The organism is Cellulomonas pakistanensis (assembly GCF_016862755.1).
GTDB classification, from domain to species: domain Bacteria; phylum Actinomycetota; class Actinomycetes; order Actinomycetales; family Cellulomonadaceae; genus Cellulomonas; species Cellulomonas pakistanensis.
This window is the reverse complement of record NZ_BONO01000033.1, coordinates 1-20,810: the sequence shown is the minus strand read 5'-3', so window position 1 is coordinate 20,810 and position 20,810 is coordinate 1. Positions and strand designations below refer to the sequence as shown.

Below are 20,810 nucleotides of genomic sequence, written 5' to 3'. Positions count from 1 at the left end.
TCGTGCCATAGCGTGCCCCGTGGCCGCGGGCGGGCCTCACGCGTCCCGGTGCCCGGGGTCGCCGAGCGGCCAGGCGCCGAGCGGCCGGTACAGCGGGCCGCCCGCACGCCCCTCGCCGGGGAGCGACTCGGCCAGCACGAGCTCGGTGACCGGCCAGCGCGGGCCGCGGTAGACGGCGAGCGCGTGCACGAGCACGTCGCCCGGGTCGGGGCCGCGCGCCGCCCGGTCCCGCCGGCGGTTCCCACCCCGCTGCGGGGCGACCCGGCCGAGCGTGAGGTGCGGGCGCGAGCGGACCCGGTCGTCCTGCCGCGCGCCGACCGCCTCCCCCGCGTCCCGGCAGCCGGCGACCAGCGCGTGCACCGGCTCGACGTCGCCGCCGACGCCCGCCCACAGCGTGCGGTGCGCGAACACCCCGGCGCCGGCGAGCTCCAGGTCGAACGGGGCCGTGTCCGCGGCGACGCCCGCCACGTGCTCGCCCAGGACCTCGGCCTGACCCTCCCCCACGTCACCGTAGAACGCGAGCGTCACGTGCCAGTTCTCCGCCGGGGTCCATCGCACGCCGTCGGGCGCGCGGCCCGGGGCGTGCTCGGCGTCGACGCCGACGGCCGTGCGCAGCGCCGACGCGAGGTGCCGGCGGACCTCGTCGGTGGGCCACAGGGCGGCGAAGACGCGCATCGGTCCAGCATGCCGGACCGCGCGCCGGGTGGGTGGCCGGGGTGGGTGGCCGGTGCTCGCGTGCGTCGAGTGGACGATCTGGCCCGACACGCCTCGGCGTGTCGGGCCGGATCGTCCACTCGTCCGGCGCCGTGGGCGGGTGCTCGGACGCGGGTCGTCCGGCGCCGTGGGTGGGCCTGCGGCCCCCCGTCAGCGGTGGGCGCGCGAGGAGGCGTAGAGGCAGACCGCCGCGGCGGTGCCGAGGTTGAGCGACTCCGCCCGGCCGCGCAGCGGCACCCGGACGACGGCGTCGGCGCGGTCGCGGTCCTCGGGCGGCAGGCCCCAGGCCTCGTTGCCGAACAGCCAGGCGGTGGGGGCGCGGAGGTCGGCGCGCGCATCGGGGGCACCCGCGCCCGGCGCGCCCGCCGCACCGGCCACCGCCGCCGCGTCCTGCAGGTCGTCGAGGTCGAGGTCGCCGGTGCCGTCGGCCGCCAGCACCGCGAGCCCCGCGCGCCGCAGCGCCGCGACCGCGTCCGCGACGGGCACGCCCGACACCACGGGCAGGTGGTACAGCGACCCGGCGGTCGAGCGGACGACCTTGGGGTTGGTGGTCTCGACGCTGTCCCCCGCCACCACGACGGCGTCGGCGCCGGCCGCGTCCGCGACCCGGATGACCGTCCCGGCGTTCCCGGGGTCCCGCACCTGCGCGAGCACGGCGACGAGCCGGGGCCGGGCGGCCAGCACGGCGTCGAGCGCGGCCGCGCCGAGCGGGCCGACGGGCACCTCGTCGCGGGCGGCCTCGCGGGCGGCCTCGGGCAGGTCGGCGACCGCGAGCACGCCCTGGGCATCCGGCGACATCGCCTCCAGCACCGCGGCGTCGCCGAGGTGCACGCGCAGGCCGGCGGCCTCGGCGTCGGCGAGGATCTCGGCGTACCGGCCGGCCGCCTCCGGCGTCAGGTAAACGTCGCGGATCGTGCGCGGCGCCCAGCGCACCAGCTCGCGCACGGCCTGCGGGCCCTCGACGGGGTACCGCCCGGCGCGCCGGCGGCCGGAGCGGGTGCCGAGCGCGCGCACGGCCCGGACCCGGTCGGCGTGCGGGTTGGTCATCGGGGAGCGTGCGGCGGCGGGGCCGTCGGGTGCGGAGCGGGACACGGGGCCATCCTCCCGCACCCGCGGGGCAGGCGACGTGCGCGCGCCCGCCCCCTCGCCCGGCGCCCGGCGGGCGAGGGCCGCCCCGGGTCGGTCGCCACCGGCACCGAGCGGGCAGGCGACGCGTCGAGAGAGGATCCGGCGGACGCTCTCTCGACGTGTCGTCTGCACGGTCGAGGACCGCGCCGGCCGCGGGGGCACGGGCGCAGGCGCGCGGCCCCCGGACGCGCAGGACCCCCGGGAGCAGGGCTCCCGGGGGTCCTCAGGGTGCGTGCGCGCGGTCAGGCCGCGCGCCCCGCGGTGACGCGGTCCGTCAGGCGGCGGCCTTCGGCGCGTTCACGTCGGCGGGCAGCGCGTCCTTGGCGACCTGCACCAGGGCGTTGAACGCCGCGACGTCGGTGACGGCCAGGTCGGCCAGCACACGACGGTCGACCTCGACGCCAGCGGCCTTGAGGCCCTGGATGAGGCGGTTGTAGGTCAGGCCCTGCTCGCGCGCAGCCGCGTTGATCCGCTGGATCCACAGCTTGCGGAAGTCGCCCTTGCGCGCCTTGCGGTCGCGGTAGGCGTAGACCAGGGAGTGGGTGACCTGCTCCTTGGCCTTGCGGTACAGGCGCGACCGCTGGCCGCGGTAGCCGGAGGCCCGCTCGAGGGTCGCCCGGCGCTTCTTCTGGGCGTTGACCGCCCGCTTCACGCGTGCCACGTGATGCTCCTTGCTTCGTTATCGGGTCGGCTCAGGACCGCGGCGCTCGCGCGCCGACGGGTCACTTGCCGAGCAGCTTCTTGATCTTGGGGGCGTCGGCCGCGGAGACGACCTGGTCCGAGGCGAGGCGGCGCGTGCGACGGCTCGACTTGTGCTCGAACAGGTGACGCGCGTTGGCCTGCTCGCGCATGACCTTGCCGCTCCCGGTGATCCGGAAGCGCTTCTTCGCACCGGAGTGCGTCTTGTTCTTCGGCATGGCTGCCGTCTCTCCTTGTCGTCGCATCGCGCCGGGGCGCGACTCGGCCGTCCGGTCCCGGTGGGGACCGGGCGTGTCAGTGCAGGTCAGGCGTTCCCGGTGCCACCGGACGACTGGCCGCGCGGGGCCGGTCGCGCCGAGGGACGCGGGGTCGGTGCCGGGCGCGGCGTGGGCCGCGGGGCCGGCGTCGCCGTCGACCCGGCCGCGGGGCCGGGCGCCGGGCGGGGGGTCGAGGTCGGCCGCGAGGCCGGCTTCGGGGCGGCAGCAGGCTTCGGCGCGGCGGCCGGCCGGGGCGCTGCGGCGGGCCGCGGGGCCGACGCCGGACGCGGCGCGGTCTGCGGACGCGGCGCGGCGGCCGGGGCCGGAGCGGCGGTCTCCACCGGGGCCGGGGCGGCAGCCGGGGCGGCCGTCTCGACCGGAGCCGGAGCAGCAGCGGCCGGGGCGGCGGCCTCGACCGGGGCGTCCGTCTGCGGCTCCTCGGCCTCGGGGGCCTCGGGACGCGGCTCGCGCTGGGCGCGGGCACGGCGCTGCTCGTTCTTCTGCTCGGCCTTCTTCTTGGTCGGGCCGAGCACCATGATCATGTTGCGGCCGTCCTGCTTCGGCATGCTCTCGATGAAGCCGAGCTCGGACACGTCGTCCGCCAGCCGCTGCAGCAGGCGCACGCCCATCTCCGGGCGCGACTGCTCGCGGCCGCGGAACATGATCATGACCTTGACCTTGTCGCCGGCCGCCAGGAACCGCTCGACGTGGCCCTTCTTGGTGCCGTAGTCGTGCGGGTCGATCTTGAGCCGGAAGCGGATCTCCTTGAGAACCGTGTTGCTCTGGTTCCGCCGGGCCTCGCGGGCCTTCATGTCTGCTTCGTACTTGAACTTGCCGTAGTCCATGATCTTGCAGACGGGCGGGCGGGCGTCCGGCGCGACCTCGACCAGGTCGAGATCGGCGTCCTGGGCCAGGCGCAGCGCGTCCTCCACGCGGACGATGCCGACCTGCTCGCCGTTCGGGCCGACCAGGCGGACCTCGGCGACGCGGATCCGATCGTTGATGCGGGGCTCGCTGATGTGGTGCTCCTCGAAGTCGAAGTGGTGACCTCCAGGAACGAGGAAGGCCCTCGCACCTGAGCACAGGTGGAGGGCCGACACGGATCCACGGCGCCCCGTCTCGGACGGTGCACCGTCGGGCCACGCTCCCCGCAAGGGGCTCGTGACCTGGACCGATGACCTGGACCCTGCTGCCGGCGGACCGGGCGGTCGGGACTCAGGTGGGAGTGGCCTCCACTTGTGCACCCGGGCCGTCCGCGACCCCGCCGCGAAGCGGGAGCACAGGTCGACCCAGGCCAGTCGTGAATGACTCTACCAGAACACCCGAGACACCCCGGCTGTTCCCTGCGTCGACCCTGACCCGCCGCCGCCCCGCCATCCCCGCGGCACCGCCTCAGCACCCCGACGCACCGACGTGACACGCCGTCAGATACCTGCTTGAACAGTTCCAGAAAACGTGCCAGGGTGGCGCCATGCCCGTCGACCAGCACGCTCACGCCGCGCCGGCCGCCGTCGCGACGAGCGCCGGCGCCGCGCACCACCTCCAGGACCCCGCGGACCTGCTCCGCGCCCGGGGCCTGCGGGTGACCGCGCCCCGGCTCGCCGTGCTCGGCGCCGTCGCGGACCTGCCGCACGCCGACGCCGACGCCGTCCTCCGGCACGCCCGCGCGGCGCTGCCGACCGTGTCGGTCCAGGCCGTCTACGACGTGCTGCACGCGCTGACGGACGCGGGCATCCTGCGCCGCATCGAGCCCGCCGGTCACCCGGCGCGGTACGAGCGGCGCGTGGGCGACAACCACCACCACGTGGTCTGCCGCTCGTGCGGCGCGGTCGACGACGTCGACTGCGTCATCGGCGAGGCGCCCTGCCTCGTCCCGAGCTCGACGTCCGGCTTCTCGGTCGAGACCGCCGAGGTCACCTTCTGGGGCGTCTGCCCCGACTGCCGCAGCCTCGCGACCGACTGACCGCAGCCCCGGGGCGAGCCGCCGCCCCGGCCCGAGACCCGCACCACCGACCCCCACGACTCCCGGTCGGGCGACCCCGCCCGACCGGTCCCCGGCGCGCCCTCGACCAGCCCGCCGCCGACCCGGAAGGACACCCCCCGTGACCCAGGTCCACCCGACCACCACCAACTCCGGCGCTCCCGTCGCCTCCGACGCGCACTCGCAGTCGGTCGGCGCCGACGGCCCGATCGTCCTGCACGACCACTACCTGGTCGAGAAGCTCGCCCAGTTCAACCGCGAGCGGGTCCCCGAGCGCGTGGTGCACGCCAAGGGCGGCGGGGCGTTCGGCACGTTCACCACCACCGGCGACGTCAGCCGCTACACCCGCGCCGCGCTGTTCCAGCCGGGCGTCGAGACCGAGATGCTCGCGCGGTTCTCCTCCGTCGCCGGCGAGCACGGCTCCCCCGACACGTGGCGCGACCCCCGCGGCTTCGCGCTGAAGTTCTACACGTCCGAGGGCAACTACGACCTGGTCGGCAACAACACCCCGGTGTTCTTCCTGCGCGACGGCATCAAGTTCCCCGACTTCATCCGCTCGCAGAAGCGCCTGCCGGGCTCGAACCTGCGCGACAACGACATGCAGTGGGACTTCTGGTCGCTGTCCCCCGAGTCGGCGCACCAGGTCACCTGGCTCATGGGCGACCGCGGCCTGCCGCGCTCGTGGCGGACCATGGACGGCTTCGGCTCGCACACCTACCAGTGGATCAACGCGGCCGGCGAGCGGTTCTGGGTCAAGTACCACTTCACGACCCAGCAGGGCATCGACAACCTGACCGCCGACGAGGCCGCGCAGCTCGCCGGCTCGGACGCCGACCACCACATCCGCGACCTGTTCGAGCACATCGCCGACGGCGACTTCCCGCGCTGGACGCTGTCGGTCCAGGTCATGCCGTACGAGGACGCGAAGACCTACCGGTTCAACCCGTTCGACCTCACGAAGGTGTGGCCGCACGCGGACTACCCGCTGATCGAGGTCGGCGTGATGGAGCTCAACCGGAACCCGGAGAACTACTTCGCGCAGATCGAGCAGGCGACGTTCGCGCCGAGCAACTTCGTCCCCGGCATCGCGACCAGCCCGGACAAGATGCTGCTCGCGCGGATCTTCTCCTACGCGGACGCCCACCGGTACCGCGTCGGCACGAACCACGCGCAGCTCCCGGTGAACGCCCCGCAGTCGGCGGTGCACTCGTACTCCAAGGACGGCGCGGCCCGCTACCACTTCAACGCGCCCGAGGTCCCGGTCTACGCGCCGAACTCGGTGGGCGGCCCGGCGGCCGACCCGGCCCGCGCGGCGGAGTCGGCCGGCTGGGAGGCGGACGGCGAGCTCGTGCGCTCGGCCGCGACCCTGCACCCCGAGGACGACGACTGGGGCCAGGCCGGCACGCTCTACCGCGAGGTGTTCGACGACGCCGCGCGCGCCCGGTTCCTCGAGACCATCACCGGCCACGTCGGCGCGGTGAAGAGCGACGTCATCCGCGCGCGCGCGATCCAGTACTGGACGAACGTGGACGCGGGCCTGGGCGCCGCGCTGGCCGCCGCGCTCCAGGGCGAGGCGCCGGTCGAGAACGGCGAGCCCGCCACCGCGAGCACGCCGGTCGCCTGAGACCCGCGGGGCGGGCGGTCCCCCCACCGCCCGCCCCGCACCGCCGCCGCGGCGAACCCCGCGGCGGCGCACCGCCCCGGAGTCGGCCCTGCGCCGGCCCGGGGCACCTGCACCGCACGCGGCGCGGCCGGCACTCGCCCCGGCCGCGCCGCTCCCGTTCCCCCGACGGGTGAGAGGATCGGCGCCATGAGCGAGACCCCGGACCCCACGACCGCCACCCGCGACATCGCCGACGTGGCCGCGGTCGAGGTGATCACCACCGCCGCCGTGCACCTGATGAGCGCCGCCGCCGTCAAGTGCGGCCTGTCCCCCGACACCGACGACACGTCGGGCCGCGACTACCTGGACCTCGACGAGGCCCGCAAGCTGATCACCGCGCTCGCCGCGCTCGTGACGGCCTCGGCGCCGGACATCGGCAACCAGCACGCGCGCTCGCTCCGCGACGGCCTGCGGTCCCTGCAGCTCGCGTTCCGCGAGGCGAGCCCGTTCCCGGACGCGCCGGGCGAGGGCCCGGGCGAGAAGTTCACCGGCTACGTGTCCTGAGCGGACGCGGGCGCCCCGCGCCCTCGCCGCCGGGTCTCCGTCTCCCGCCTGCCGCCCGCCCGCCCGCGCGGCACGGGCGCGGGACGGAGACCCGGCGTCGCGCTGGGAGGCGGTCGTCAGCGGGTCGTCGGCTCCTGGGCCGCGTCGACCGGCGACGGCCGCACGGGGACGTCGTCGGCGCCGGCGGGCGCGGGCGTCGGCACCACCCACTCGGCGGGCGACGACGCCCGCGCGGGCTCGTTCGACGGCTCCGGCTCGGTCGACGGCGCCGGCCCGCGCGACGGCCCCGGCCCGGCCCCCGCAGGCACCCCGTCGGCACCGGGCGCGTCCGCGGCGCGCGCGCCCGCGCCCCGCCGGCGCGCGGCGGCGAGCACCGCCAGCCCGAGCACCGACAGCACCAGCCCCACGCCGCCCGCCGCGGCGAACCCGCCCTGCGGGCCGGCGGTGTCGATGACCGCCCCGACGACGGGGGCGCCGAGGGCCGCGCCGACCGTGTTCGCGGTGCCGCTCCAGCCCATGATCTCGCCGCGCCGGTGCTCCGGGACCGCGCGCACGAGCGAGGCGTTGATCGCCGACAGCGCGGCCGCGCACGGCAGGCCCGCCAGCACGACGGCGACCGCGAGCTGCGCCTGCGTCTGCGCCAGCGCCGCCGGCACCGTCGCCGCGCCCAGCAGCGCGACGAGCGCCAGCGGGTGCAGCTCGCGCTTCTGCGCGCCGTAGACCAGGCCGCCGACGACGGAGCCGACGCACCACAGCGCGATCATCCAGCCCACCGCCGACTCGCGGTCCCAGCCCTCGAGCGCCGCGACGATGCCGACGTCGGTGCCGGTGAGGATGAGCGAGGCCGCGGACGCGGCGGCGAGCACGACGAGCAGCCCCGGCGTGAGCAGGCGCGGCCGCCGGCCGTCCGCCCCGGCGGGCGCGACCGCCCCACCCGCGGACCGGGTCGGCGGGTTGAACCACATGAGCACCAGGCCGGCCCCGACGGTGGACACGCCGACCAGGGTCAGCGCGGCGGTCGTCGACACCTGCGTCGCCACCAGCACGCCGAGGGTCGGGGCGAGCATGAAGGTCATCTCCGTGGCGACCGAGTCCAGGGCGTACGCGGTGCGCTGCTGCTCGGCGGGCACGAGCACCGCGAGCGACTGCCGGACGACGGAGAACACCGGCACCAGGAACACGCCCGCGACCACCGCCGCGACGAGCAGCGCCTCGTAGCCCAGCCGGGGCGCGATCAGCCACACGGCCGACTCGACGACCACGGACGGCAGCAGCGCCTTGCGCAGCCCCAGCTTGTCCACCCGCCGGCCGCGCCACGGCGCGCCGACCGCGACGCCGACCGTCATCGCGGCCGCGACCAGGCCGGCGCGCGCGTACCCGTGTCCGAGCGGGCCCACCACGTGCAGGGTGAGCACCACGCCGGTCATCGCGTGCGGGATCCGCGCGACGAACGAGACGAGGACCAGGGGCAGGACACCGGGCAGGCGCAGCAGGCGGCCGTAGGGGGCGAGGGACACGACCGTGATCCTCTCCCGGGCGGGGCCCGCCGGACGACAGGATGCGGCCGTCCGGGGCGGCGCGCGGGCGTGACGTCCACCACCCCCGCGGACCGCCGCCGACCGCCCCGGCACCGCCGGCCCCCGTAAGGTGGTGCCGTGACGTCTGCCACCGGGCCCCATGACCCGATCGGCCCGCCGCGGTCGGCCGGGCCCTCGGCGTGGCCGGACGCCGGCGCGACGGGAACGGGCGGGCCGTCCGTCGCGCACCCCGCGACGCACCCGGATGAGCGCCCGGCCGGCGAGCGGCTCCACCCCGACGACCGCCCGGACGAGCGGACGGCGCGGTCCGAGCGGCTCGAGCACAGCCACCTCGCGCCGCCGCCGGGGCCCGCCCGGCGCCCCGGCCGCGGCCGCACCTGGGCCGTGGTGGTGCTGTCCCTGCTGCTCGTGCTGGTCATGGCGCTGGCCGCCTACCTCTGGGTCCGCACCGTCCGGTACCAGGAGTACGCCGACGCGCTCGAGGCCCAGGGCCGGTCGGTCGGCGGCGAGCTCGCCAGCCTGCGGGTCCAGCACGACGGCACCCTCACCGAGCTCGCCGCGGTCAACGAGCAGCTCGCGACGGCGCAGACGCGGATCACCCAGCTCGCCGACGAGAAGGCCCAGGTCGGCGACGACCGCGAGGTGCAGCGTCAGCTCGTCGACTACCAGGAGCGCATCTCCCAGGCCGCCGCGAACGTCGCGTCCGCGCTGTCGACCTGCATCGACGCGCAGAACCAGCTGATCACCTACCTCGAGGACGCGGCGTCCTACGACCCGGCCGACCTCGCGCGGTTCAAGACCGACGTCCAGGGCGTCTGCAAGGCCGCGACGGACGCGAACGCCGAGCTGCAGCGCCAGCTCGCCGCCGGGGCGACCGGGTGACCCGGGCCGCCAGCCGCGCCGTCGTGGGCGCCGCCGCCGCGCTGCTGCTCGCCGGCTGCGGCGTGCTGCCGGCGATGCCCGGCCCGGTGCCGACGGACCTGGTCCCGTCGACCGCGCCGGTCCCGACGCCCACCTCGTCCGGCAACCTGTCCCCCGACGGCTTCGACGCCGCCCAGCGGATGGCCGTGCGGATCCGGAACGTCGGCTGCAACTCGCTGTCGACGGGCTCGGGCTTCGCGATCGACGAGACGACGCTCATCACGAACCGGCACGTCGTCGCCGACTCCGCGGACCTGCAGCTCAGCACCTACGACGGCCGGGACGTCGCCGTGACCGCGTCGTCGACCGCCGCGCTGGCCGACCTGGCCGTCGTGCGCACGGCCGACGCGCTGCCCTCTGCGCCCGGGCTGGCCGACGCCGACCCGAACCCCGGCGACGAGGTCACCGTGGTCGGCTACCCGCAGGGCGGCGCGCTCACCGTGACGGAGGGCCAGGTCATCGGCGCGACCACCGACCCCCTCAACGAGAACCTCGGCCAGGTGCTCGTCACGAACGCCGAGGTCGAGCCGGGCAGCTCCGGCTCCGCCGTGCTCGACGCGGAGGGCCGGGTCGTCGGCGTGGTCTACGCCAAGAACTCGACCGGCCAGAGCTTCGTCGTGCCCGTCAGCACCCTGCGCCAGCTGCTCGCCGACGAGACCGCCTTCACCGCCAGCACCTCCTGCGCCACGTCCTGAGGTCCAGCCCGGCGCGGACCCTGGTGGGCGCGCGACCCGCCGTGCCACGGTGGGCGGACGGACCCACCGAGGAGGACGACGATGACCGACGAGAACCACCCGGACCTGCCCGGGCTGACGCGCGCCGCGAGCGACATCATCTCCGTGCGCCGCGTGTTCGGGGAGCCGTACGAGCAGGGCGGCCGGCTCGTGGTGCCGGTGGCCAAGGTGCTGGGCTGGCACGCGGTGGCCGGCGCGCACGGCGACGCGCGGATGGGGATCCGCGGCGGGCGCGGGCAGGGCGGGCACGGGCCGGGCGGGCACGGGTCGGACGGGCACGGGCCGGAGGGGCACGGGCCGGAGGGCGACGACGCGCCGCGGTCGCACGGCGGCGACGGCGGGCCGGGCGCGGACGCGGGCGGCGCACCCGGGCCCGACGCCCCCGAGGGGACGGGCCACGGCGCGCACGCCGGACCGGCGCCGACCGACGCGGCCGAGACGGGCGCCGCGCAGGCGGGACCGGGCGCGCCGGCCGGGGCGGTCGGCAGCGCGGGCGGCAACGCCGGGGAGGGCGCCGGTGCGGGCGCGGGCGGCGGCGCGGGCGGCGGCTCGGGCGGCCGGCTGCACGGCGCCGGGCGCGGGCCGTGGCCGCACGGCGGTCCCGGCCACGGGCCGTTCGACCGCGCCGCGCTCGGGCGCTCGGTGCTCGGACGCGGGCCGCTCTGGCCGTTCGGCGCGGGCCGGCCGGGCGGCCGCGGGGTCGGGTCGGCGGACGCGGGCAGCTACGCGACGCGGGTCAAGCCGCTCGGCGTGTTCGTGATCGACGACGACGGCGCCCAGTGGCAGCCGGCGCTCGACCTGAACCGGATCATCCTGGGCGGCCAGGTCGTCGGCGCGGTGGCGACGGTCGCGCTGGCCTGGGCCCTGCGCCGTCGCCGGCACTGACGCCGGCGCCCGGCACCCGCGCCGCACGAGTACCCGACACGTCGGGCGAGGACCCCGTGGGTCCGCGCTCGACGTGTCGCGTGCTCGCTCGGTTCGGCGTCCAGCGGGCACCGGACGCGCCGAATGGGCAACCAGGAGATGCCCGCTCGACGTGTCCGGTGCCCACTCGCGCACGAGGCCGCTCAGCAGCGGGCGCGCGACCTCAGGCGTCGCGAGCGCGGACGACGCCGCGGGTCAGCGGAGGCGGACCTCGACCGAGTCGACCCGCTGGGTGACGGTCTCGTCGGCGGCGAGCGCCTCGCCGACCCGGCGCAGCAGGCCGTCGAGCGTCGCCCGGTCCAGGCCCGGCACGAGGGTCAGCACGACGGCCACCTCGGCGCGCGCGCCCGGCTCGGCGTCGACGTCGCGCACCGGTCCCGTCGCGGCGGCCGGCGCGGCGTCGGTGGCCGGCTCCGGGCGCCGCCGGCGGAACCACGACCGCCCACCGGCGGGCTGCTCCGCAGCAGGTGCGCGCACGGGCTGGTCGGCCGCCCCGGGCAGCGCGCCGAGCACCGCCGCGCGGACGGCCGCGCGCACCTCGGGGTCGACGGACCCGGCGGCCCCGCCCGGCCCCCCGGCGTCCGGCAGCACGGCCGGTCGCCACGGCTGCTGCTGCGCCAGCGCCCACACCGCGGGCCGCGGGAGCAGCGCCGTGACCGGCCCGCCGGCGTCGAGCACCAGCAGCTCCCAGCCCTCGCCCACCGCGGACAGCGCTGCACGCACCACGTCCGTCGGCACCGGCCGCGCGTCACGCCGCCAGGCGGTCATCGCCGCGACGGACGAGAACACCGGCAACGCGGTCCGGCCGTCGGGCGCCTGCAGGGCGACGATGCCCGCCGACGCCTCCTTGTCGACGGTGTGCGCGTGCCCGCCGACCTCGACGGTCTCCGCCGCCTCGAGCTCCGCCAGCACCGGCACCAGCACGCGCGTACCGGCCAGCGCCTCGACGACCCCGGCGAGCGTGCCGGTGCCGTCGCCGTACGCGGTCAGCGCCGCCGCGACCCGCGGGTCGGCGCTGCCGTCGTCCCCGGCGAACGCCGAGGTGGGCGGGAGCTCGCGCCCGGTCACGGGCGCCCGGCGACGTCCAGGGCCTCGGGCAGCGTGAACGCGCCCGCGTACAGGGCCTTGCCGACGATCGCGCCCTCGACGCCCACCGGCACGAGCTCGCGCAGCACCCGCAGGTCGTCGAGCGAGGAGATGCCGCCGGACGCGACGACCGGCGCGTCGGTGCGCGCGCACACCTCGCGGAGCAGGTCGACGTTCGGGCCGCGGAGCGTGCCGTCCTTGGTGACGTCGGTGACGACGTAGCGGGAGCAGCCGACCGAGTCGAGGCGGGCCAGGACCTCCCAGAGGTCGCCGCCCTCGCGGGTCCAGCCGCGGGCCGCCAGCGTGGTGCCGCGCACGTCGAGGCCGACCGCGATGGCGTCGCCGTGCCGGGCGATCGCGTCGGCGGTCCACTCCGGGTCCTCGAGCGCGGCCGTGCCGAGGTTGACCCGGGCGGCGCCGGTGGCGAGCGCGCGCTCCAGCGACGCGTCGTCGCGGATGCCGCCGGACAGCTCGACCTTCACGCCCTTGCTCGACAGCACCTGCGCGACGTCCGCGAGCAGCGGCGCGTTCGAGCCCCGCCCGAAGGCGGCGTCCAGGTCGACGAGGTGGATCCACTCCGCACCGCCCGCCTGCCAGTCGAGCGCGGCGGCGAGCGGGTCGCCGTAGGACGTCTCCGAGCCGGCCTCGCCCTGGACGAGGCGGACGGCCTGGCCGTCGGCGACGTCGACGGCGGGCAGGAGCTGCAGGCGGTCGGACATGGATCTCCTCGTGAGGGCGTGCGGTGGTGCGCGTGGTGCGGGGACGGCCGGGCGGGGTCGCCCGGGCCGGGGTCAGTCGAGCGAGCGGACCCAGTTCTCGAGCAGCTGGGCGCCGGCGTCGCCGGACTTCTCCGGGTGGAACTGGGTCGCGGCGAGCGGGCCGTTCTCGACGGCGGCGACGAACCGGCCGCCGTGCTCGGACCAGGTCACCAGCGGGGGCGCGAGGCGCTCGGTGTCGACCTGCTCGGACAGCGGGAAGCTGCGCGCGGCGTACGAGTGCACGAAGTAGAACCGCTGGTCCTCGATGCCGGCGAACAACCGTGTGCCCTCGGGCGCGTCGACGGTGGACCAGCCCATGTGCGGGACGACCTCGGCCTCGAGGCGGTCGACCGTGCCGGGCCACTCGCCGAGGCCCTCGGTCCGGTCCCCGTGCTCGTCGCCGCGCTCGAACATGACCTGCATGCCGACGCAGATGCCGAGCACCGGCCGGCCGCCCGCGAGCCGCCGGTCGACGATCTGGTCGCCGCGGACGCCGCGCAGGCCGTTCATGACGGCCGCGAACGCGCCGACGCCGGGCACGACGAGGCCGTCCGCCTCGGCGGCGTGCTCGGGGTCCGACGTCAGCTCGACCCGGGCACCGACCCGCTCGAGGGCGCGCACGGCCGAGCGGACGTTCCCGAACCCGTAGTCCAGGACGACGACAGAAGGCTGGCTGGGCACCCGACCAGGCTACCGGCCGCGCGCCGGGCGGGCCGTCCGGCGTCCGCCCCGCGGGACGTGACGTGCGCGTCAGTCCCGGCGGCGCCGGCCCCCGGCGGACAGCGCGCGCATCGCGGCCCAGCGCGACATGCCGACGCTGGTCTCCACGCCGTCGACCTCGCCGACGGCCGCCCCGCCGACCAGCAGGTCGTCGAGCACCTCGGGCGCGCCGGACAGCACGAGGCCGGCCGCGAGGTCGTCCTCCTTCTCCCCCGCGGTCCACCGGCTGGCCTGGATCCGGCCCGCGCGGCGGTCCATGAGGATCACCGGCGACGTCCGCAGCATCCGGGAGATCGCCGCGGCGGCCTCGGCGGTGCGGGTGGCGTCCGTCGCGTCGCGCAGGACCGCGAGCGCCCCGACCGGCGACGGGACGGCGTCGACGTCGACCCCGGCGAGCGAGCACGCGGCGGCCAGCGGCTTGGCGCCGGCGACCTGGGTGACGACGATCGCGACCACCGGCTCGTCGGGCTCGGCGGCCGCCGCCTCGAGGCCGGACAGGTCGTCGGGCACGTCGACGGACGGGGCGTCGTCTCCGCCCTTCCCCGCGGGGGCCGCCGACTCGGTGGGCGCCGCGTCCAGGCCGTCGAGCCCGGACAGGTCGTCGGGGACCTCGAAGCCGAAGTCGTCGTCCGGGCGGCCCGGGCCGTCCGGGGTCCCGGCGGTCACAGCGCGCCCTTGGTGCTCGGGATGCCGTCGACGCGGGGGTCCAGCGCCACCGCGAACCGCAGCGCACGGGCCAGCGCCTTGAACTGCGCCTCCACGACGTGGTGCGGGTCCCGGCCGGCGAGCACGCGCACGTGCATGCCGAACGCCGCGTGGTGCGCGATCGACTCCAGGACGTGCCGGGTCAGCGAGCCGGTGAAGTGCCCGCCGATCAGGTGGTACTCCTGCCCCTCGGGCTCGCCGGAGTGCACGAGGTACGGGCGGCCGGACACGTCGACGACGGCCTGGGCGAGCGCCTCGTCCAGCGGCACGGTGGCGTCGCCGAACCGCGCGATGCCCCGCTTGTCGCCCAGCGCCTGCCGCAGCGCCTCGCCGAGGCAGATCGCGACGTCCTCGACCGTGTGGTGCGCGTCGATGTGCGTGTCGCCGGTCGCCTGCACGGTGAGGTCGATGAGCGAGTGCTTGCCCAGCGCCGTCAGCATGTGGTCGTAGAACGGCACCGTCGTGCTGATGTCCGTGCGCCCGGTGCCGTCGAGGTCGACCTCGACGACGACGCTGGACTCGCTCGTCGTGCGCTCGACCCTCGCGGTGCGCCCGCCGGTCGTCGTGCTCAAATCCCCAGCACCTCCCACAGCGCGGCGGTGAACGCCGCGGTCTCCTCCGGGGTGCCGACCGACACCCGGAGCCATCCTTCCGGCCCGACCTCGCGGATCAGCACGCCCCGGTCCAGCAGACCCTGCCAGACGGCGTGCCGGTCCTGGCCGACCTGGAACAGCACGAAGTTCGCGTCCGACTCCGCGACCCGCAGCCCGCGGTCGCGCAGGTCGAGCACGAGCTGGTCGCGCTCCGCGCGCAGCGAGCCGACCTGGGCCATGAGCTCGGGCGCGTGGCGCAGCGCCGCGCGGGCGGTCGCCTGGGTCACGGCCGATAGGTGGTACGGCAGCCGCACCACGCGCAGCGCGTCGACGAGCTCGCGGGAGGCGGCCAGGTAGCCCACCCGCGCGCCGGCCAGCCCGAAGGCCTTCGACATCGTGCGGCTGACCGCCAGGTGCGGGTGCTCGGCGAGCAGGGTGAGCGCCGACTCGACGCCCTCGCGCCGGAACTCGCCGTACGCCTCGTCGACCACGACGACGCAGCCGCCCGGCACCTCGGCCGCGGCGGCGAGCACCGCACGGACGGTGTCGAGCTCGAGGGCGGTGCCGGTCGGGTTGTTCGGGCTGGTGAGCAGGACGACGGACGGCGTCTCGCGGGCGATGAGCGCGCGCGCCTCGGCCGGGTCGACGTCGAACTGCTCGGTGCGGCGGCCGGCGACCCAGCGGGTGTGCGTGTCGCGCGCGTACTCCGGGTACATCGAGTACGTCGGCGCGAACGACAGCGCGGTGCGGCCCGGTCCGCCGAACGCCTGCAGCAGGTGCAGCATGACCTCGTTCGACCCGTTGGCGGCCCACACCTGCTCGGGCGCGACGCGGACGCCGGACTCGACGGCCAGGTACTCCGCCAGGTCGGCGCGCAGGCCGAGGAACTCCCGGTCCGGGTACCGGTTCAGCCCGTGCGCGGCCTCGGCGACCGCGGCGGCGATGTCGGCGACGACCTGCGCCGAGGGCGGGTACGGGTTCTCGTTGACGTTGAGCAGCACCGGCACGTCGAGCTGCGGGGCGCCGTAGGGCACCTCGCCGGCCAGCTCGGGGCGCACGGGCAGCACGGGGCGCGCGGCCTGGGGTGCGGCGTCGGGGGCGGTCACCGGGCGATCGTATCCGCGCGGCCGGGGTGGGACCGCGGTCGTCCACAGGCGAGCGCCGCGGGGCGGTGGGTGTCGGGGGCGGTGGCTAGGGTCGGGGGCGATGACTTCCGTCGACCAGCAGACACCGTCCGGACCCGACGCCGCCGAGCGCGCCGCCCTGCGCGAGGAGGCCGAGGCCGTGCTGCGCCGGCTCGTCGGCCGGGACGACGCGCGGCTGCGGGACGACCAGTGGCGGGCGATCGACGCGCTGGTGAGCGACCACCGGCGCGCGCTCGTGGTGCAGCGCACCGGGTGGGGCAAGTCGGCGGTGTACTTCGTGGCGACGGCCCTGCTGCGGGCGCGCGGGGCCGGGCCGACCGTGCTGGTCTCGCCGCTGCTCGCGCTCATGCGCAACCAGGTGGCGTCCGCCCAGCGGGCGGGCGTCAAGGCGGCGACGCTGAACTCCGCCAACGTCACCGAGTGGGACGACGTGCACGCGCAGATCGCCGCCGGCGACGTCGACGTGCTGCTCGTCTCCCCCGAGCGGCTCACCCACCCGCAGTTCCGCGACGAGGTGCTCCCGCGCCTGGCCGCCGACGCCGGGCTGGTCGTCATCGACGAGGCGCACTGCATCTCCGACTGGGGCCACGACTTCCGCCCGGACTACCGGCGCATCCGTACGCTGCTGGGCGAGCTGCCCGACGGCATCCCGGTCCTGGCGACCACCGCGACCGCCAACGCCCGCGTGACCGCCGACGTGGCCGAGCAGCTCGGCACCGCGGTGCGCGACGACGTGCTCGTGCTGCGGGGCCCGCTCGACAGGTCCAGCCTCGACCTGTCCGTGGTGCGGCTGCCCGACACCGCCGCGCAGCTCGCGTGGCTGGCGCAGAACCTGCCGGCGTTCGAGGGTTCCGGGATCATCTACTGCCTGACGATCGCCGCCGCCCAGCAGGTCACCGAGCACCTGCGCGCCGCCGGGCTCGACGTGCGCACGTACACCGGCCAGACCGACCCGGCCGAGCGCGAGGTGGCGGAGGCCGACCTGCTCGCGAACCGGGTCAAGGCGCTCGTGGCGACGTCGGCGCTCGGCATGGGGTTCGACAAGCCGGACCTCGGCTACGTCATCCACGTCGGGGCGCCGTCCTCCCCCATCGCCTACTACCAGCAGGTGGGGCGCGCGGGCCGCGCCGCCGAGGCCGTCGGCGGCCGGGCGACCGCGGTGCTGCTGCCCGGACGCGAGGACCGCGCGATCTGGGAGTGGTTCGCCTCGACCGCGTTCCCGCCGGAGGACGACGTCCGCGCGGCGCTGCGGGCGCTGCGCGAGGGCGGCACGCTGTCGACCGCCGCCCTGGAGACCCACGTGTCCCTGCGCCGGTCGCGGCTCGAGCAGATGCTCAAGGTGCTCGACGTCGACGGCGCGGTGCGCCGGGTGCGCGGCGGCTGGGAGGGCACCGGCGAGGCGTGGTCCTACGACGCCGAGCGGTACGACCGGGTCACCGCGACCCGGAAGGCCGAGCAGCAGCTCATGGTCGACTACGTGACGACCGAGGGCTGCCGCATGGCGCACCTCCGCCGGGCGCTCGACGACCCGGAGCTGGCCGGGCCCGCGGGCGAGACGTGGCGGTGCGGCCGGTGCGACCGGTGCACCGGGACCGCCGTGGGCGTCGCGCCGGACGCCGAGCACGTCGCCGGCGCCCAGGCGCTGCTGACCACGGCGGGCGTGGCGGTCGACCCCCGGCGGCAGTGGCCGTCCGGCATGGCGACCCTCGGGCTCGACCTGCGCGGGCGCATCCCCGCGGAGGAGAACGCCGAGCCCGGCCGGGCCGTCGCCCGGCTCGACTCGGTCGGCTGGGGCGGGCTGCTGCGCGAGCTGTTCGGCGGCGAGCCCGACCCGTCCGCCGGGCTGCCGGTCTCGCTGCGGGACCCGGTGCTCGCGACGCTCGACGCCTGGCACCCCGAGCACCGGCCCGAAGGCGTCGTGCTCATCCGCTCGGCGACCCGGCCGACGCTGGTCGAGCACCTCGCGGCGGGCGTCGCGCGGCATCTCGGCGTGCCGCTCGTCGGCGCCGTCGCGCCCCGGCCGGACAGCCCGCCGACCCGGCACGACGTCAACTCCGCGCACCGGCTGGCGGCCGTGGCGCGCCGCCTGGAGCTCGACCTCGCGCCGGCCGCGGCGGCGGGGCTGCCGGGGCGCACGGTGCTGCTCGTGGACGACCGGACGGACTCGGGCTGGACGCTCACCGTCGCCGCGCGGCTGCTCCGGCAGGCGGGGGCGGCGGCGGTGCTGCCGTTCGTGCTCGGCGTCGGCTGACCGTCGCGGACCCTGCGGGCGCCGCCCCCGGGCGGGCCGCTGCAGCGACCGCGCGAGGCCGACGCAGCGCCCGGTCGAGGGCGCCGCAGCGCCGGTCGAGGCGGCTGCGGCCCCCGAGCGGCGGTGCTGCGTCTCCGGGTGGGTGCGCCGCCCCACCCGATCGCGTCGCGCCCGCGCGCCGCAGCGCGCCGGGCTTGACGCCGCGCCGAACGAGTACCGGACACGTCGAGAGGGCATCCAGTGGGTGCTCACTCGACGTGTCCGATGCTCGCTCGCGGGACGCGCGCCGCGCCGGCGCCAGCCCGGGCCTGCGCCGAGGGATGCACGCTCGGCGGGCGTCGGCGGGGTGGGCGTCGGCCGGGCGGGCGTCACGACCCGCCCCCGCTCCGCGCTCGCGACTCGCGCGGGCCGACGTACGACACGTGACCACGGGCGCGGTCGGGTCGGCGTCGAGTGTCCAGAACCCGAAGGACATACCGGCACGAACCGCACCGGTTTCTGGACTCTCGACCGTGCCGCGCGCAGACCCGGGCTGGCCAGCAGGCGCTGGACCCGCGGGGCCCGCGCGGGACCGTCCGGCGCGGGTCAGAACCGCGCGCGGACCGCCTCGCCGTGGGCGGGCAGGCCCTCGGCGTCGGCGAGGGCGACGATCCGCCCCGCGACCTCGCGCAGCGCGTCGGCGTCGTACTCGACGACCTGCACCGCCCGCACGAACGAGTGCACGCCCAGCCCCGACGAGAAGTGCGCGCAGCCCCCGGTCGGGAGCACGTGGTTCGACCCGGCCATGTAGTCGCCGAGCGACACCGGCGAGTACGGCCCGACGAAGATCGCGCCCGCGCTGGTGACGCGCTCGGCCACCGCGGCGGCGTCCGCGGTCTGGATCTCCAGGTGCTCCGCGCCGTAGGCGTTCACGACGTCGAGGCCGGCGTCCAGGTCGTCGACCAGCACGATCGCCGACTGCGGCCCGGTCAGCGCCTGGGCGACGCGCTCGGCGTGCCGGGTGGTCTGCACCCGCGGGACGAGCTTGGACTCGACGGCGCCGGCGAGCTCGATCGACGTCGTGACCAGCACCGACGCCGCCAGCGGGTCGTGCTCCGCCTGGGACACCAGGTCCGCGGCGACGTGGTCGGCGTCCGCGGTGCCGTCGGCCAGCACGGCGATCTCCGTCGGGCCGGCCTCGGCGTCGATGCCGACGGCGCCGCGCACCAGGCGCTTGGCGGCGGCGACGTAGACGTTGCCCGGGCCGGTGATGACGTCGACCGGCTCGCACAGGGTGTCGCCGTCGACGTCCTCGGAGCCCGCCGCGCCGTAGGCCAGCATGCCGATGGCCTGGGCGCCGCCGACCGCGTACACCTCGTCGACGCCGAGCAGCGCGCAGGTCGCGAGCACGACCGGGTCGGGCAGGCCGCCGTTGTCCCGCTGCGGCGGGGAGGTCACCGCGAGCGAGCCGACGCCCGCCTCCTGCGCCGCGACGACGTTCATGATGACCGACGACGGGTAGACGGCCAGGCCGCCCGGCACGTAGAGGCCGACCCGGCGCACCGGGATCCACCGCTGGCGTACCTGCGCCCCGGGCGCGACCTGCACGGTGTGCGGCTGCGGCCGCTGCGCGGCGTGGACCTTCCGGACCCGGGCGATCGTCTCGTCGAGCGCCGCGCGCACGTCCGGGTCCAGCACGGACACCGACGCCGCGATCGCGTCCGCGGGCACGCGCAGGTGCTCGGGGCGCACGCCGTCGAACCGCTCGGCCAGCTCGCGCAGGGCGGCGGCGCCGCGGGTGCGGACGTCGGCGAGGATCGGCTCGACCGCCGCGGCGGCGGACTCGACGTCCAGCTCGGGGCGCGGGAGGGTCTCGAGCAGCTCGCGGCGGGACAGGGTGCGACCACGCAGGTCGATGCGGGAGATCACGGGTCGAGTCTAGGCGCGCGGGCCGACGCCCACCGCCCGCGCCCACCGCCCGCGCGCGCCCTGGCAGGATGGCCGGGTGACCATCGTGCCGATCTCCGACGACTCCATCCGCCTCGGGCAGTTCCTCAAGCTCGCCGGGCTGGCCGACTCGGGCGCGGACGCTCGGACGCTGCTGGAGGAGGGCGAGGTCACGGTCAACGGCGAGCCCGAGAGCCGCCGCGGCCGCCAGCTGCGCAAGGGCGACGTGGTCGAGGTCGACGACCCCCGCGGCTCGAACTCCGCCGAGGTCGGCTGACCCACCCCGCGCCACCGCCGCCGCGCGCGCCACCCGCCGCACGCTGCCCGCCCGAACGCCCCACGCCCCCCGGCCCCCGGCCCCCACGCCGAGGTTGCACTTGTTGCGGGGTTCGACGCCGACGAACCCCGCAACAAGTGCAACCTCGGCGGATCTCTTCGCCGCGGAGCCGCGCGGAGTCGGGCAGCGCGGGGTTGGGCAGCGCGGGGTTGGGCAGCGCGGGGTTGGGCAGCGCGGGGTTGGGCAGCGCGGAGTTGGGCAGCGCGGAGTTGGGCAGCGCGGAGTT

General features: G+C 77.1%; 21 protein-coding genes. 8 read left to right on the top strand and 13 right to left on the bottom strand.

The window, feature by feature from the left end; translation table 11 throughout:
- Positions 1-36 precede the first annotated feature (36 nt).
- The 5 genes from thpR to infC all read right to left on the bottom strand — a co-directional run bounded on the left by thpR (position 37) and on the right by infC (position 3,898).
- A complete protein-coding gene (gene thpR, locus Cpa01nite_RS17120; protein WP_203670071.1) occupies positions 37-675 on the bottom strand; it encodes an RNA 2',3'-cyclic phosphodiesterase in 639 nt (212 codons plus the stop codon).
- A gap of 189 nt (positions 676-864) precedes the next feature.
- Entirely contained in the window at positions 865-1,761 is an 897-nt protein-coding gene (locus Cpa01nite_RS17115) for a TrmH family RNA methyltransferase (RefSeq protein WP_203670090.1), read from the bottom strand.
- Between the two features lie 355 nt (positions 1,762-2,116).
- The gene (rplT, locus tag Cpa01nite_RS17110; protein ID WP_147793760.1) at positions 2,117-2,503 is read right to left on the bottom strand and encodes a 50S ribosomal protein L20; all 387 of its coding nucleotides are present in this window, start codon (positions 2,501-2,503) and stop codon (positions 2,117-2,119) included.
- 61 nt (positions 2,504-2,564) lie between these two features.
- Positions 2,565-2,759 carry a 50S ribosomal protein L35 gene (rpmI, locus tag Cpa01nite_RS17105; RefSeq protein ID WP_147793761.1) on the bottom strand — a complete coding sequence of 65 codons (195 nt, stop codon included), beginning with the start codon at positions 2,757-2,759 and terminating at the stop codon, positions 2,565-2,567.
- Positions 2,760-2,845: 86 nt separating this feature from the next.
- Positions 2,846-3,898, bottom strand: coding sequence for a translation initiation factor IF-3 (gene infC / locus Cpa01nite_RS17100; RefSeq protein ID WP_239068880.1), 1,053 nt, complete (start codon positions 3,896-3,898; stop codon positions 2,846-2,848).
- A gap of 371 nt (positions 3,899-4,269) precedes the next feature.
- Here infC and Cpa01nite_RS17095 point away from each other — a divergent pair, with 371 nt between their 5' ends.
- From Cpa01nite_RS17095 to Cpa01nite_RS17085, 3 genes are all read left to right on the top strand, one after another.
- Complete coding sequence (locus tag Cpa01nite_RS17095) at positions 4,270-4,761, top strand: Fur family transcriptional regulator (protein ID WP_203670070.1); 492 nt, start codon at positions 4,270-4,272, stop codon at positions 4,759-4,761.
- Positions 4,762-4,900: 139 nt separating this feature from the next.
- Complete coding sequence (locus Cpa01nite_RS17090; RefSeq protein ID WP_203670069.1) at positions 4,901-6,403, top strand: catalase; 1,503 nt, start codon at positions 4,901-4,903, stop codon at positions 6,401-6,403.
- Positions 6,404-6,589: 186 nt separating this feature from the next.
- On the top strand, positions 6,590-6,946 hold the full coding sequence (locus Cpa01nite_RS17085) for a DUF1844 domain-containing protein (protein WP_203670068.1): 357 nt from the start codon (positions 6,590-6,592) through the stop codon (positions 6,944-6,946).
- 116 nt (positions 6,947-7,062) lie between these two features.
- On the opposite strand, the gene Cpa01nite_RS17080 is transcribed toward Cpa01nite_RS17085, so the two are convergent.
- Complete coding sequence (locus tag Cpa01nite_RS17080; protein ID WP_308439397.1) at positions 7,063-8,463, bottom strand: MFS transporter; 1,401 nt, start codon at positions 8,461-8,463, stop codon at positions 7,063-7,065.
- A 138-nt stretch (positions 8,464-8,601) separates the two neighbouring features.
- Between Cpa01nite_RS17080 and Cpa01nite_RS17075 the strand changes: the two genes are divergently transcribed.
- From Cpa01nite_RS17075 to Cpa01nite_RS17065, 3 genes are all read left to right on the top strand, one after another.
- Positions 8,602-9,366: a hypothetical protein gene (locus Cpa01nite_RS17075; protein WP_239068879.1), complete on the top strand. Its 765-nt coding sequence runs from the start codon at positions 8,602-8,604 to the stop codon at positions 9,364-9,366.
- On the top strand, positions 9,363-10,100 hold the full coding sequence (locus Cpa01nite_RS17070; protein WP_239068878.1) for a S1C family serine protease: 738 nt from the start codon (positions 9,363-9,365) through the stop codon (positions 10,098-10,100). Before Cpa01nite_RS17075 ends, Cpa01nite_RS17070 begins: the two co-directional genes overlap by 4 nt.
- 81 nt (positions 10,101-10,181) lie before the next feature.
- Positions 10,182-11,024, top strand: coding sequence for a hypothetical protein (locus Cpa01nite_RS17065; RefSeq protein ID WP_203670095.1), 843 nt, complete (start codon positions 10,182-10,184; stop codon positions 11,022-11,024).
- Between the two features lie 234 nt (positions 11,025-11,258).
- Here the strand turns inward: Cpa01nite_RS17065 and Cpa01nite_RS17060 are convergent, their stop codons facing one another.
- The 6 genes from Cpa01nite_RS17060 to Cpa01nite_RS17035 form a co-directional block, all read right to left on the bottom strand.
- On the bottom strand, positions 11,259-12,131 hold the full coding sequence (locus Cpa01nite_RS17060; protein WP_203670066.1) for an SseB family protein: 873 nt from the start codon (positions 12,129-12,131) through the stop codon (positions 11,259-11,261).
- Positions 12,128-12,868 (bottom strand): bifunctional 1-(5-phosphoribosyl)-5-((5-phosphoribosylamino)methylideneamino)imidazole-4-carboxamide isomerase/phosphoribosylanthranilate isomerase PriA, encoded by a 741-nt coding sequence (gene priA / locus Cpa01nite_RS17055; RefSeq protein WP_203670065.1) that lies wholly within the window; start codon positions 12,866-12,868, stop codon positions 12,128-12,130. The genes Cpa01nite_RS17060 and priA overlap by 4 nt, the downstream gene beginning before the upstream one ends.
- Positions 12,869-12,940: 72 nt before the next feature.
- On the bottom strand, positions 12,941-13,588 hold the full coding sequence (gene hisH, locus Cpa01nite_RS17050; protein ID WP_203670064.1) for an imidazole glycerol phosphate synthase subunit HisH: 648 nt from the start codon (positions 13,586-13,588) through the stop codon (positions 12,941-12,943).
- Between the two features lie 69 nt (positions 13,589-13,657).
- Complete coding sequence (locus tag Cpa01nite_RS17045) at positions 13,658-14,293, bottom strand: hypothetical protein (RefSeq protein ID WP_239068877.1); 636 nt, start codon at positions 14,291-14,293, stop codon at positions 13,658-13,660.
- The gene (hisB, locus tag Cpa01nite_RS17040; protein WP_203670063.1) at positions 14,290-14,904 is read right to left on the bottom strand and encodes an imidazoleglycerol-phosphate dehydratase HisB; all 615 of its coding nucleotides are present in this window, start codon (positions 14,902-14,904) and stop codon (positions 14,290-14,292) included. Before hisB ends, Cpa01nite_RS17045 begins: the two co-directional genes overlap by 4 nt.
- Positions 14,901-16,031 (bottom strand): histidinol-phosphate transaminase, encoded by a 1,131-nt coding sequence (locus Cpa01nite_RS17035; RefSeq protein WP_203670062.1) that lies wholly within the window; start codon positions 16,029-16,031, stop codon positions 14,901-14,903. The genes hisB and Cpa01nite_RS17035 overlap by 4 nt, the downstream gene beginning before the upstream one ends.
- Positions 16,032-16,131: 100 nt before the next feature.
- Between Cpa01nite_RS17035 and Cpa01nite_RS17030 the strand changes: the two genes are divergently transcribed.
- Complete coding sequence (locus tag Cpa01nite_RS17030; protein WP_203670061.1) at positions 16,132-18,321, top strand: RecQ family ATP-dependent DNA helicase; 2,190 nt, start codon at positions 16,132-16,134, stop codon at positions 18,319-18,321.
- A gap of 585 nt (positions 18,322-18,906) precedes the next feature.
- Here the strand turns inward: Cpa01nite_RS17030 and hisD are convergent.
- Positions 18,907-20,229: a histidinol dehydrogenase gene (gene hisD / locus Cpa01nite_RS17025; protein WP_203670060.1), complete on the bottom strand. Its 1,323-nt coding sequence runs from the start codon at positions 20,227-20,229 to the stop codon at positions 18,907-18,909.
- Positions 20,230-20,305: 76 nt separating this feature from the next.
- On the opposite strand from hisD, the gene Cpa01nite_RS17020 reads away from it, so the two are divergent.
- Positions 20,306-20,524 carry an RNA-binding S4 domain-containing protein gene (locus Cpa01nite_RS17020; RefSeq protein WP_203670059.1) on the top strand — a complete coding sequence of 73 codons (219 nt, stop codon included), beginning with the start codon at positions 20,306-20,308 and terminating at the stop codon, positions 20,522-20,524.
- Positions 20,525-20,810 lie beyond the last annotated feature (286 nt).